Genomic DNA, 12,681 nt, shown 5'->3' with positions numbered 1-12,681 from the left:
CTGGTCGGGCCGTCGGAGCCGCTGGGTTTTTCCGCTGGTCGGGCCGTCGGAGCCGCTGGGCTTCTCCGCTGGTCGAGCCGCCGGAGCCGCTAGGCGGAGGCGTGTCGAGACCAACACGGTTGCTTCTGGTTGGGGGAGGCTCGGTTGGCGACTGTGTTTCGTTTCAGGGTTCGCCGCCGACCCGTTCTTTGAGTGTTTCTCGATCGTGCGCCGCGTCAAGGACGCCCTTCGGGCGCCGGCTTCGCCGGCCGCTTTCGCGGTCCTTGACTCGGCACCCGATCGAGAAAGATTTCGCCTGTATCGGGGCGGCGGCGAGAGAGTGGCGCGGAGTTCACGTGTCTTGTTCGCTGACTGCGTAACTGTCATCTGACCAGCATAAATAGGTCGCGCTACGGCACTCGATCGCATATAATCACCGGTATGTACGAGACGATCGACCGCCTCCTCGACGGGCCGCCTCCGGGTGCGTCCGAGGGTGAGCTGGTCGACTGGATCGCTCGTCTCGAACAGGTCAAGTGCACCGCTGGGGCCGTCCAAGCCCAGGCGTCGGTACGTCTGGAGGAAGCCGTCCGCGAGCGTCAATCGGCGGCCGGTGTTCCTGCCCGCAAGCTTGGTGAAGGGGTGGCTTCCCAGGTTGCGTTGGCGCGGCGGGTCTCACCCGAGAAGGGCGCCAAGCTCCTCGGGTTGGCGAAGATCCTGATCGCCGAGATGCCGCACACCTTCGCATTGATGAAGGCGGGACTGTTCTCCCAGTGGCAGGCCACCATCCTGGCTCGTGAGACGGCGTGCCTCTCGGTGGAGGATCGGCGGGTCATCGACCATCAACTCTGCGGTCCTGGACCCGACGGGGAGATCCCCAAGGTCGTCTCGATGGGGCTGCGGCAGCTCGAGAACGCCGCCAAGAAGCTCGCCATCACCCTCGACCAAGCCTCCGTTGTCGCCCGGGCCGCAAGCGCCGTCAAGGACCGTCGGGTCAGTGTCCGGCCCGCGCCGGACACGATGACCTGGCTCGGTGCATTGTTGCCGGTCAAGGACGGGGTTGCGGTCTTCGCGGCCCTGGATCAGGCAGCCAAGGCCGCCCACGCGGCGGGTGACGAACGCACTCGTGGTCAGGTCATGGCCGACACCCTGGTCGACCGGGTCACCGGCCGCAGCGCCGCCGGGGCCAAGCCTCGGATCGAGGTCAAGATCGTGATGACCGCCGACTCCCTCACCAACGACGCGGACCAGCCCGCCCTGGTCGAGGGCTACGGACCCGTCCCGGCCGCCTGGGCCCGCGACGCGCTCAACGATGCCGAGGTCTTCGTCCGCAGACTGTTCACCGACCCGGCCGGGCAACTGGTCGCGATGGAGTCCCGCTCACGGAAGGCACCCGACGGGCTCGCGGAGTTCATCACCACCCGAGACGGTGGGACCTGTCGCACCAACGGGTGTGATGCCCTGATCCGCAACATCGACCACATCCAGCGCCACGCTGACGGCGGCGAAACCACCGCCCAGAACCTCCAAGGGCTCTGCGAACGATGCAACCAAGCCAAGGAAGCGCTCGGCTGGCAGGCCAGACCGGGACCCGACGGCAGCATCATCACCATCACACCCACCGGGCACATCTACACGAGCCCGCCACCAGACACCTGGTCACCAGATCCACCACCCCTGTCGCCGGCAGAGTTCCGGCTCCGCGAGGTGTTCCTCGACCACACCCTCGCCGCGTGACCCATGTCGCGGTCACGCGAGGGGGAGGACTGTCGACAGATGTTAGGAGGCGTACGCGATCTGCTCCTGGATCTCGAAGCGGAGGCCGTCGGCGGCGGCGATGTAGACGTCCTGGTCCACGAGGTTGCCGTGCATCCGCATCAGGCCTCGGGGGCTGGAGTAGCTGTGGTGGGCGGTGAGGCCGAGCGCGGACTCGACCTCGAGCCCGCCGCAGGCGTCGCCGATCTGACGCAGGAACATCAGCGACTCGTAGCAGGACTCGCCCACGGCGTTGAGGGAGGGCGCGTACTCGCCGAAGCGGCGGTAGTAGCGCTCGGACAGGCCGGCCGACTCGGGGGTGGCGAGGCCGTCGAAGTAGGCGGCGGCCGCGAAGACGTTGGCGTTGGCGCCGGCGCCACCGGCGAGCAGGGTGTTCTCCTCGACCGCGGGGCTCAGCCGGGTCAGCGACGAGCTCAGCCCGGCAGCGGCGAACTGGCGGTTGAAGTGCACGGCGTCCTGGCCCATCAGCAGCATGATCACTCCGTCCTGCTCGCCGCCCTCCAGGCCACGCAGCACGCCGGCGAAGTCGCGGGTGCCCAACGGGACGTACGTCTCGCTGACTACCTCCGAGGGCGACCCGCGCAGCGCGGCCCGGGCCGTCGACCCGGTGACGCGCGGGAAGACGTAGTCGTTGCCGACCACCGCCCAGCGGGCGACGCCGTGGTTGGCCCGCATCCAGGCGGCGGCGGGGAGCAGCTGGTTGACCGGCCGCTCGCCGAGCATGAAGACGCCGGGGGTGTCGTCGCCGCCCTCATGCATGGCGGCGAAGGCGTAGAGAGCCCGGCCGCCCACGCGGGCGGTGATCGCCTGGCGTACGGCGGAGATGTGCCAGCCGGCGATCGCGTCGACCCTGCCGAGCTCGACGAGCCGGGCCACCTCGGCGGCCACCTCGTCGGGTGCGCGACCGGCGTCGACCGCGACCAGCTCGACCGGTCGTCCGGCGATCCCGCCGCCGGCGTTGAGGTCCTCTGCGGCCAGCTCGCCGCAGGCCAGGCACCCGGGGCCGTAGATGCCGGTCGGGCCCTGCATCGGCACCACGAAGGCGATCGAGACCGCTTCCGGCGGGCGGGGTGCGAGGCCGAGCAGGGCATGCGACGCCGGGGTGAACGACGGCGGGGACATCGGCACCTGCTCCCAGACGAACCGGACGGGATGACTCACCATTGAGCCGATGGATGGTTAGGGTACGGGAGTCGGGCCCTCGGCGCAGCGGGCATCCAGCAGACAGTCATGGGAGGACGCCATGGAGGTGGCCGAGACCGCCGGCACGGATCTGCGCAGCTCGGATCTGGCCGTGCTGCTCGCCCGGGCGCAGCGCCGGATCGCACGCGTCCTTGCCGAGGCGTACGCCGACTTCGACCTCACCGCGGAGCAGTGGCGCGTCCTCAGCGTGCTGCTCGACGAGCCGGGCCAGACCATGACCCGTCTCGCCGACGGCGCCGCGGTCCCCGCCGCCACCTTGACCAGGCACGTCGACAGGCTGGCCGAGCGCGGTCTGGTGCTGCGCAAGGTCCACGCCCAGGACAAGCGCCGGGCTGTGGTCGCGCTCTCGCCGGTGGGCGCCTCGGTGGCCCGGGAGATCCGAGCCCGGCAGCAGACCGAGGCCGTCGTCAGGGTCGCGCGCGACCTGCGGACCGCCCTCGACACGCTGTCCTGATCCCGGTCGCGAGAAGACGTTTCCGCCTGGAAACAAATCCTCCCAGAGCACGACACATCGGCGAAACAACCCGTCCCTAGATTCCTTCCATTCGAGAGCAATTGTCCGATGGAAGGACCTCCCCCCGTGCGTACGAAATTCTCGAGCCGCGTCCTCGCGGCCAGCTCGGTGCTCGCCCTGGGCCTGACCGCGGCCGCCTGCGGCGGCGCCAAGACCGGTGACACCGCGACCAGCGAGAGCTGCGTCGACACCAGCGGCGACACCATCAAGATCGGCTTCCTGAACTCCCTGTCGGGGACGATGGCGATCAGCGAGACGACCGTCTTCAAGTCCCTGTCCATGGCCGCCGAGGAGATCAACGACGATGGCGGCGTGCTCGGCAAGAAGCTCGAGATCGTCAGCGAGGACGGCCAGTCCGAGCCGACCGTCTTCGCCGAGAAGGCGACCAAGCTGATCCAGGACGACTGCGTCGCGGCCGTCTTCGGCGGCTGGACCTCCAGCTCGCGCAAGGCGATGCTGCCGGTCTTCGAGGGCAACGACGCGCTGCTCTTCTACCCGGTGCAGTACGAGGGCCTGGAGTCCTCCCACAACATCTTCTACACCGGCGCGACGACCAACCAGCAGATCATCCCCGCCCTCGACTTCCTCAAGCAGGAGAAGAAGATCGAGTCGATCTTCCTGGTCGGCTCCGACTACGTCTTCCCCCGCACGGCCAACAAGATCATCAAGCAGTACGCAGCCGCCAACGGCATCAAGGTGCTCGGTGAGGAGTACCAGCCCCTGGGGTCGACCGACTTCGGCACGGTCGTCGACAAGGTCAAGGCCGCCGGCGCGGACGCCGTCTTCAACACCCTCAACGGCGACTCCAACGTGGCCTTCTTCAAGGAGTACAAGGGCAAGGGCCTGACCGCCTCGGCGATGCCGGTGCTCTCGGTCTCGATCGCCGAGGAGGAGGTCCCGGGCGTCGGGGTGGGCAACCTCGAGGGGCAGTACACCGCCTGGAACTACTACCAGACCATCGACAGCCCGGCGAACCAGAAGTTCGTGACCGACTTCAAGGCGGCCAACGGCGCCAAGGCGGTCACCTCCGACCCGATGGAGGCCGCCTACACCTCGCTGCACCTGTGGAAGGGGATGGTCGAGAAGGCCGACTCGTTCGCGGTCGAGGACGTCATCGACGCCGCAGGCGGCGTCACCTACGACGCACCGGAGGGCACCGTCGAGGTCGACGGCGAAAACCACCACATCGCCAAGACCGCGCTCATCGGCCAGGTGAACTCCGAAGGGCTGATCGACACGGTCTGGTCCAGCGACAAGCCGATCGAGCCGGACCCCTACCTGAAGTCCTATGACTGGTGGAAGAACTAGCCCGTTGGACGCACTCCTCGCCCAGGTCTTCACCGGCATCTCCGCCGGTGCGGTCCTGCTCCTCATCGCCCTCGGGCTCACCCTGACCTTCGGTCAGATGGGCGTGATCAACATGGCCCACGGCGAGTTCATCATGGCCGGCGCGTACACCGCCTATGTCGTCTCGACCATCGTCGCCAGCACCGAGCTGAGCCTGCTGATCGCGCTCCCCGCGGGGTTCGTGGTCGGCGGGCTGCTCGGGCTGGCGCTCGAGGCGAGCGTGCTGCGGTGGATGTACGCCCGTCCGCTGGACACGCTGCTGGTCACCTACGGCGTCGGACTCGTCCTGCAGCAGGTCGCGCGCGACATCTTCGGGGCTCCGGCCAAGGAGGTGCCCGCGCCGGGCTGGCTGGACGGGTCGATCCCGATCCTGGGCTACGACTTCCCGCTGACCAGGCTCTTCATCATCGTCCTGGCAGGGCTGTGCGTGGCGGTGCTGCTGGCGGTGCTCCGGTTCACCGCCCTCGGGCGGCAGATCCGGGCGACCGTCGGCAACCGCGACCTCGCCGAGACCATCGGCATCTCGACCCGCCGCACCGACCGGGCCACCTTCTTCATCGGGTCGGGCCTGGCCGGTGTGGCCGGGGTGGCGCTCACGCTGCTCGGGTCGACCGGCCCCAACCTCGGTACGTCCTACATCGTGCAGGCGTTCCTGGTGGTCGTCGTCGGCGGCATCGGGCACCTCAAGGGCACGATCGTCGCGGCTCTCGGCATCGGCCTGCTGCAGGCCTTCCTCGCCCACGCCCTGACCGGCTCGGTCGCCCAGGTGATCGTCTTCCTGGCGATCGTCGCGTTCCTGCAGCTGCGCCCGCAGGGCATCCTCTCGGTCCGCACCAGGAGCCTGGCATGAGCATGAAGAAGCTCTCTCCGTACGTCGGCTGGCTGCTGCTCGCGGTCGGCCTGCTCGTCCTCGCTCCGGCGGTCCTCTCGGACTTCCGCCTCGGCCTGCTCGCCAAGTACTGCTGCTACGCCATCGCCGCGGTCGGCATCGGCCTGGCCTGGGGCCGTGGCGGGATGCTGGTCCTCGGCCAAGGGCTCTACTTCGGTATCGGCGCCTATGCGATGGCGATGCACCTCAAGCTCGCCGACGCCGGCCCCGGCGGGGTGCCGGACTTCATGGCGCTCTACGGCGACGCCACGGTGCCGGGATGGTGGGAGCCGCTGCGCAGCGGCGGGCTCGCGCTCGTCGTCATCCTCGTTCTGCCCGCACTCGTGGCGGGTCTGCTGGGGCTCGCGGTGTTCAAGCGGCGGATCAAGGGGGCGTACTTCGCCATCCTGAGCCAAGCGCTCGCGGCCGCCTTCGCGATCCTGCTCGTCGGCCAGGTGAAGACCACCGGCGGCGCCAACGGCCTCAACAACTTCCAGGGCTTCTTCGGGTACGCCCTCTTCGACCCGGCCAACAAGCGGATGCTCTACTTCATCGCGGCCGGGATCCTGCTGATCTCGATCCTGGCGATGGCCTGGCTCTACCGCACCCGCTTCGGCGAGCTGCTGGTGGCCGTCCGCGACGGCGAGGAACGGGTGCGCTTCCTCGGCACCGACCCAGCCAACGTCAAGCTGGCGGCGTACGTCATCGCGGCCGTCCTGGCCTCGATCGGTGGTGCTCTCTTCGTGCCGATCGCCGGGATCGTCTCGCCCGACGACGTCGGCGTGGTCGCCTCCATCGGTCTGCTCGCCGGGGTCGCGCTCGGCGGACGCGCCTCGCTCCTCGGTCCGGCCGTCGGCGCGCTGCTGATCGGCTACGCCGAGACGTCGCTCTCCGAGGCGTTCCCGGGGTCGTGGTCCTACTTCCAAGGTGCCCTGTTCGTGCTGGTCATCCTGCTGCTGCCGGGTGGGCTGGCGCAGCTGCTGGGGCTGGTGAGAGCTCTGGTCTCGGGACGTGCGGGGTCCCGGACCTCCGCGGAACCGGAGACACGAGTGGCGGAGGAGGTCACCGCATGAGCAGGGAGACGCTGGAGGTCAGCGACCTGCGGGTCGAGTTCGACGGTTTCGTGGCGATCGACGGGGTGTCCCTGACCCTGGAGCCCGGCCGGCTGCACTTCCTGATCGGGCCCAACGGCGCCGGGAAGACGACGCTCGTGGACACCCTGACGGGTCTGGCCAAGGGGAGTGGCGAGGCGCGCTATCGCACACGCGACCTGCTCGCACTGGCATCGCACCGGATCACCCGCCTCGGGGTGGGGCGTACGTTCCAGACCGCCACGGTCTTCGAGGAGCTGAGCGTGCTGCAGAACCTCGACATCGCCGCCGGCGTGCACCGGGCGCGGTGGCGGCTGATGCTGCCGCGGCGGGGGACACCCGAGCAGGTCGCCGAGGTGCTGGAGACCGTCGGGCTCACGGAGCTGGCGGACCGGCCCGCGGGCGTGCTCTCGCACGGGCAGAAGCAGTGGCTGGAGATCGGGATGCTGCTCGTCCAGGACTCCGAGGTGATGCTGCTCGACGAGCCCGTCGCCGGGATGTCGGCCGAGGAGCGGGAGGAGACCGGAGAGCTGCTGCGCCGGATCAGCCCGGAACGGACCGTCGTGGTCATCGAGCACGACATGGACTTCGTACGACGCTTCGCCGACAACGTGACCGTGCTGCACGCGGGCAAGGTGATCGCGGAGGGCACTGCCGCCGAGATCAGGGAGGACGCCGAGGTGCAACGGGTCTATCTGGGAGAGGACGCCTGATGCTGAGGATCGAGTCGGTCACCGGCGGCTACGGCCGAACCACCGTGCTCCACGAGGTCAGCCTCGAGGTCCCGACCGGCGCCGCGGTGGCGCTGATGGGACACAACGGCGCGGGCAAGACGACCCTGCTCAAGGCGGCGGTCGGGCTCGTCCGGGCCAAGACCGGCCGGGTGCTGCTCGACGGCGAGGACGTCACCGCGCTGCGCCCGAGCGCACGCGTCAAGCGAGGTCTGGGCTACGTCCCCCAGGGCCAGCAGAGCTTCGGCGACATGACCGCGCTGGAGAACCTCCAGCTGGTCGGTGACCGGGCCGGGATCAGCGAGATGCTCGACCTGTTCCCGGCGCTGAAGGACCTGCTCGGCCGACGCGCCGGGCTGCTCTCCGGTGGTCAGCGCCAGCAGCTCTCGATCGCGCGTACGCTGCTGACCAGGCCGCGCCTGCTCATCCTCGACGAGCCGACCGAGGGCATCCAGCCCAACGTCGTCGCCGAGATCGAGCGGGTGATCTCCGAGCTCACCGGTCGCGGCGACCTCACCGTGCTGCTGGTCGAGCAGCACGTCGGGTTCGCGCTGCGTACGGCCTCCGCCTACTACATCCTCGAGTCCGGCCGGATCACCGCGCGCGGTGACGGCGGCTCCGAGGCGCACGATCACGTCCGATCCCAGCTGGCCGTCTAGAGAGTTGGCGACATGCATCTGACCCCGTCCGACACCGAGAAGCTGCTGCTGTCCGTGGCCGGGATGGTCGCTCGCGACCGGCTCGCCCGCGGAGTGCTCCTCAACTACCCCGAGTCGGTCGCGCTGCTGTCCACCTGGGTGATCGAGCGTGCGCGTGAGGGGGCGTCGGTCTCCGACCTGATGACCCGGGGGCGCACGGTGCTGACCCGCGAGCAGGTGATGCCCGACGTCGTCGACATGCTCGTCGAGGTCCAGGTCGAGGCGACCTTCCCCGACGGCCGCAAGCTCGTCACCATCCACCAGCCCATCGCATGAAGCACAGCGCCTGAGGAGGCCAGCATGTCCATGCAGTCCAGCGGGCCCGGAGCCGTACGCGTCGCCGAGGGCACCATCCGGCTCAACACCGACCGGAGCGAGGCGGAGCGGCGTACGTTGGTCGTTCTCAACACCGGCGACCGACCGGTCCAGATCGGCTCCCACATCCACCTCGCCGAGGTGAACGCGGCCCTCGCCTTCGACCGCGAGGCGGCCGAGGGATTCCGTCTCGACATCCCCGCCGGCACGTCGCGCCGCTTCGAGCCGGGTGCGTCCCGTGAGGTCGCGATCGTGGCGTTCAAGGGAGCCCGGGTCGTGCCCGGCCTACAGATCAAGCACAGCCAGATCAAGCACAGCCAGATCAAGGAGGCGTGATGGTGGAGATCAGCAGGACCGAGTACGCCGCCCTCTACGGCCCCACGACCGGTGACCAGGTGCGCCTGGGTGACACGGACCTGTGGATCGAGGTCGAGGACGACCTGACCGCGGGTGGCGAGGAGTCCGTCTTCGGCGGCGGCAAGTCGATCCGCGAGTCGATGAACCAGTCAACGGTGCCGTCGTCCGAGGGTGCGCTCGACACGGTGATCACCAACGCGCTCGTGCTCGACCACTGGGGCATCGTCCGCGCCGACGTCGGGATCCGCGCCGGGAGGATCGTCGCTCTGGGGCGCTCCGGCAACCCCGACATCGCCGACGGCGTCCACCCCGACCTGATCATCGGACCGGGCACCGACGTGGTCAGCGGTGAGGGCAAGATCCTGACCGCCGGGGCGATCGACGTCCACGTACATCTGCTGTCCCGCTCGCAGATCGTCGAGGCGATCTCGACCGGGACCACCACCATCGGGGGTGGTGGCACGGGACCGTCGGAGGGGTCCAAGGCCACCACCGTCACGGGCGGGCCGTGGCATCTGGAGACCGTCCACCGCGCGCTCGACGACATGCCGGTCAACCTGCTGCTGATGGGCAAGGGCAACACCGTCTCCGCTGCCGGGCTGGCCGAGCAGGCGCTGGCCGGAGCCGCCGCCTACAAGGTCCACGAGGACTGGGGCTCGACCCCTGCCGCCATCGATGCCTCGCTGCGGGCGGCCGACGAGCACGGCCTGCAGGTCACGCTGCACTCGGACTCGCTCAACGAGGCGGGCTACCTGGAGTCGACGGTCGCAGCGATCGCCGGCCGCTCCATCCACGCCTTCCACGCCGAGGGCGCCGGGGGAGGGCACGCACCCGACATCCTCTCGGTGGCCTCGCTGCCCTACGTCATCCCCGGCTCCACCAACCCGACCCTCCCGCACACCGTCAACACCGTCGCCGAGCACCTCGATATGCTGATGGTCTGCCACCACCTCAACCCGCGGGTGCCCGAGGACCTGGCCTTCGCCGAGTCCCGGATCCGGGCGACCACGATCGCTGCCGAGGACGTACTGCACGACCTCGGCGCGCTCTCGATCACCTCCTCCGACGCCCAGGCGATGGGCCGCATCGGCGAGGTCATCTGCCGCACGTGGCAGGTCGCCCACGCGATGAAGGCGCGCCTCGGCTCGCTGGGTGGGAAGGCGGACAACATCCGCGCCAAGAGGTACGTCGCGAAATACACGATCAACCCCGCCATCGCCCATGGCATCGCCGCCGAGGTCGGCTCCGTGGAGCCCGGCAAGATGGCCGACCTGGTCCTGTGGGACCCGCGGTTCTTCGGCATCCGGCCCGAGGTCGTGATGAAGGCCGGTGCGCTGATCTGGGGCGCCCTCGGCGACCCGAACGCCTCCATCCCGACCCCGCAGCCGGTGCTCATGCGACCCACGCTGGTGGGACCGGGGGCGGACCATGCGGTCTCGTTCGTCGCGCCGTCCGCGCTGGACGCCGGCCTCGCCGAGCGCCTCGGCCTGCGCCGGCGCCTGGTCGGGATCGCCCCGACCCGAGAGATCGGGAAGGCGCAGATGATCAACAACGACGCGACCCCCGACATCCGGGTCGAGCCCGAGACGTTCCGCATCCACGTCGACGGCGAGCTGATCGAGCCCGCCCCCGCGACCGAGCTGCCGCTGACGCAGCTCTACTCGATGTTCTGAGCGCGATGTCGGACGACCTGCTCATGATGCTGCTGGCCGACGCCCGCCTCCCGGTCGCCGGCCACACCCAGTCCGGCCAGCTCGAGGCGGCCGTACGCTCCGGGCTCACCGCCGACCAGGTGCCGGTCTTCATGCGGTCGCGACTGGCCAGCGTGGTCCGGGTCGAGGCGGGCACGGCGGTGGTGGCGCTGCATCGGCTGCGCGCCGGTCTGCCGCTGGAGCCGGTCCTGGACGCCTGGGCGGCGCGCACACCCGCGGCCTCGATGCGGGACACCTCGCGCACCCTCGGTCGCGCACTGTTGAGGCTGGTCAGGCGCCTGTTCCCGGAATCGACGCACGTCGCGGAGGTCGCCGTCCTCGAGCGTCCCTGCCGCCCGCTCGTCCTGGCCGCGGCGGCCGCCACCGGTGGCATCGCGCCGGCCTCGCTGGGCCGGCTGGTGGCGTACGACGACCTGCAGACGGTCGCCTCGGCAGCCCTCAAGCTGCTGCCTCTCGACCCGCTCGAGACCACCTCGTGGGTGTACGACCTGCTCCCGGAGGCCGAGCGGCTCGCCACCGAGGTCGCCTCGCTCACCGACCCCGATCAGATCCCGGCGCCCAGCGCGCCTCAGCTAGACCTGTGGGCCCAGACCCACGCCCACACGACCAGGAGGTTGTTCAGTGCCTGAAAACGCGACGAAGGACGACAGGGGGCTGCGCATCGGAGTGTGCGGGCCGGTCGGGACCGGAAAGAGCTCGCTCATCGCGCTGCTCTGCCGTGAGCTCTCCGCCGATCTGGAGATCGGCGTGGTCACCAACGACATCTACACCGACGAGGACGCCCGCTTCCTCCGCTCGGCGGGCGTGCTCGACCCGGCCCGCATCCGTGCCGTCGAGACCGGTGCCTGCCCCCACACCGCCATCCGTGACGACGTCACTGCCAACCTGATCGCCGTCGAGGAGCTCGAGGAGGAGTTCGCGCCGCTGGACGTGGTCCTGGTCGAGTCCGGCGGGGACAACCTCACAGCGACGTTCTCGCCGGCGCTGGTCGACACCCAGATCTTCCTGATCGACGTCGCCGGCGGCGGCGACGTCGCCCGCAAGGGCGGTCCCGGCATCGAGCGCGCCGACCTGCTCATCGTCAACAAGACCGACCTGGCCCCGTACGTCGGTGTCGACCCGGTCGCGATGGTCTCCGACGCGGGGTCGGTCCGCGAGGGGCGTCCGGTCATCGCTCTCTCCCGCACCGACCCGGCCTCCGTCGAGGCGCTCGTGGCGTGGGTGAGGTCGGAGCTGACCCGGCACCGCGGCGGCGTCCTGGTCCCGGCCGACCCGGGCCCGATGGCTCCCCACTTCCACGCCGACGGCACCAGCCACACTCACGAGCATGACCACGACCATCAGCACGCCTGAGCTGACCAGTGGCGCCCGGACCCGGGTACGGGTCGGGGCGGTCGACGGCGGCCGGGTGCGCGTGGAGACCGATGTGACGGGGCCGGCGACGGCTCCGGCGCTGCGGCCGATGCTGCTCGCCAGCGACGCCCGCTCGGCGCGGATCTCGCTGGTCCCGGACGGAGCGATGCTCCTGGCCGGCGACCACGTCGAGGTCGAGGTCGAGGTGGGGGAGGGCGCGAGCCTGACCCTGGTCGAGCCTGCCGGGACCGTCGCCTACGACATGGTCGGCGGCCACGCGTCCTGGTCGGTCCGGATCACCCTCGAAGCAGGCGCCACCCTGATCTGGGCCGGTGAGCCCTTCGTCGTCTCGGCCGGCGCCGACGTCACCCGCGACACCCGGGTCACGCTCGGACGAGACGCCCGGCTCGCCCTGCGCGAGACCCTCGTCCTCGGCCGCCACGGCGAGCGCCCCGGCCGGGTGCGCACCGAGTGGTCGGCCCATGACCACGACGGCCGCCCGCTCCTGGTCGAGTCCCTCGACCTGGACGAGAGCTCGATGGCCCCCGGACTCTTGGGCCCGAACCGGGTCCTGGGCTCGGTCACCGCCCTGGGTCTCGACCTCCCCGCCGACGCCTGTCCCGAGGGCCGTCTCGACCTGCAGCACGGCGGCACCCTGTGGCGCCACCTGGCGAGCGAGGCTCATCAGATCCCGGCAGCCCCCTGGGAATGCGCCAAGACTGGTTGATGTTTCAACG

14 protein-coding genes are annotated in these 12,681 nt (G+C 70.0%); 13 read left to right on the top strand and 1 reads right to left on the bottom strand.

The annotated features are described in order from the left end of the window. Positions 1–420 precede the first annotated feature (420 nt). A complete protein-coding gene (locus ACFV9G_RS11470; protein WP_378727608.1) occupies positions 421–1,716 on the top strand; it encodes a DUF222 domain-containing protein in 1,296 nt (431 codons plus the stop codon). A 42-nt stretch (positions 1,717–1,758) separates the two neighbouring features. Here ACFV9G_RS11470 and ACFV9G_RS11465 read toward each other — a convergent pair whose 3' ends face one another. Next, positions 1,759–2,916, bottom strand: a complete 1,158-nt coding sequence (locus ACFV9G_RS11465; RefSeq protein WP_378727607.1) for a substrate-binding domain-containing protein — start codon at positions 2,914–2,916, stop codon at positions 1,759–1,761. An 82-nt stretch (positions 2,917–2,998) separates the two neighbouring features. On the opposite strand from ACFV9G_RS11465, the gene ACFV9G_RS11460 reads away from it, so the two are divergent. The 12 genes from ACFV9G_RS11460 to ACFV9G_RS11405 all read left to right on the top strand — a co-directional run bounded on the left by ACFV9G_RS11460 (position 2,999) and on the right by ACFV9G_RS11405 (position 12,671). Continuing rightward, positions 2,999–3,412 (top strand): MarR family winged helix-turn-helix transcriptional regulator, encoded by a 414-nt coding sequence (locus ACFV9G_RS11460; RefSeq protein WP_378727606.1) that lies wholly within the window; start codon positions 2,999–3,001, stop codon positions 3,410–3,412. A gap of 126 nt (positions 3,413–3,538) precedes the next feature. Then, a complete protein-coding gene (urtA, locus tag ACFV9G_RS11455; protein WP_378727605.1) occupies positions 3,539–4,780 on the top strand; it encodes an urea ABC transporter substrate-binding protein in 1,242 nt (413 codons plus the stop codon). Between the two features lie 4 nt (positions 4,781–4,784). Further along, positions 4,785–5,669 (top strand): urea ABC transporter permease subunit UrtB, encoded by an 885-nt coding sequence (gene urtB / locus ACFV9G_RS11450; protein WP_378727604.1) that lies wholly within the window; start codon positions 4,785–4,787, stop codon positions 5,667–5,669. Next, positions 5,666–6,760, top strand: a complete 1,095-nt coding sequence (gene urtC, locus ACFV9G_RS11445; protein ID WP_378727603.1) for an urea ABC transporter permease subunit UrtC — start codon at positions 5,666–5,668, stop codon at positions 6,758–6,760. Before urtB ends, urtC begins: the two co-directional genes overlap by 4 nt. After that, complete coding sequence (urtD, locus tag ACFV9G_RS11440; RefSeq protein ID WP_378727602.1) at positions 6,757–7,491, top strand: urea ABC transporter ATP-binding protein UrtD; 735 nt, start codon at positions 6,757–6,759, stop codon at positions 7,489–7,491. The genes urtC and urtD overlap by 4 nt, the downstream gene beginning before the upstream one ends. Beyond that, positions 7,491–8,168, top strand: coding sequence for an ATP-binding cassette domain-containing protein (locus ACFV9G_RS11435; RefSeq protein ID WP_378727601.1), 678 nt, complete (start codon positions 7,491–7,493; stop codon positions 8,166–8,168). Before urtD ends, ACFV9G_RS11435 begins: the two co-directional genes overlap by 1 nt. A 12-nt stretch (positions 8,169–8,180) precedes the next feature. Further along, positions 8,181–8,483, top strand: a complete 303-nt coding sequence (locus tag ACFV9G_RS11430) for an urease subunit gamma (RefSeq protein WP_378727600.1) — start codon at positions 8,181–8,183, stop codon at positions 8,481–8,483. Positions 8,484–8,513: 30 nt separating this feature from the next. Continuing rightward, positions 8,514–8,858, top strand: a complete 345-nt coding sequence (gene ureB / locus ACFV9G_RS11425) for an urease subunit beta (RefSeq protein WP_378727609.1) — start codon at positions 8,514–8,516, stop codon at positions 8,856–8,858. Beyond that, positions 8,858–10,552, top strand: a complete 1,695-nt coding sequence (locus tag ACFV9G_RS11420; protein ID WP_378727599.1) for an urease subunit alpha — start codon at positions 8,858–8,860, stop codon at positions 10,550–10,552. Before ureB ends, ACFV9G_RS11420 begins: the two co-directional genes overlap by 1 nt. A gap of 5 nt (positions 10,553–10,557) precedes the next feature. Continuing rightward, positions 10,558–11,220, top strand: coding sequence for an urease accessory protein UreF (locus tag ACFV9G_RS11415; RefSeq protein WP_378727598.1), 663 nt, complete (start codon positions 10,558–10,560; stop codon positions 11,218–11,220). Further along, the gene (gene ureG / locus ACFV9G_RS11410; protein WP_378727597.1) at positions 11,213–11,944 is read left to right on the top strand and encodes an urease accessory protein UreG; all 732 of its coding nucleotides are present in this window, start codon (positions 11,213–11,215) and stop codon (positions 11,942–11,944) included. Before ACFV9G_RS11415 ends, ureG begins: the two co-directional genes overlap by 8 nt. Then, positions 11,919–12,671 carry an urease accessory protein UreD gene (locus tag ACFV9G_RS11405; RefSeq protein ID WP_378727596.1) on the top strand — a complete coding sequence of 251 codons (753 nt, stop codon included), beginning with the start codon at positions 11,919–11,921 and terminating at the stop codon, positions 12,669–12,671. Before ureG ends, ACFV9G_RS11405 begins: the two co-directional genes overlap by 26 nt. Positions 12,672–12,681 lie beyond the last annotated feature (10 nt).

Origin of the sequence: Nocardioides sp. NPDC059952 (assembly GCF_042730435.1) — a bacterium.
Classification (GTDB): domain Bacteria; phylum Actinomycetota; class Actinomycetes; order Propionibacteriales; family Nocardioidaceae; genus Nocardioides.
This window is presented reverse-complemented; position numbering and strand designations above follow the sequence as displayed.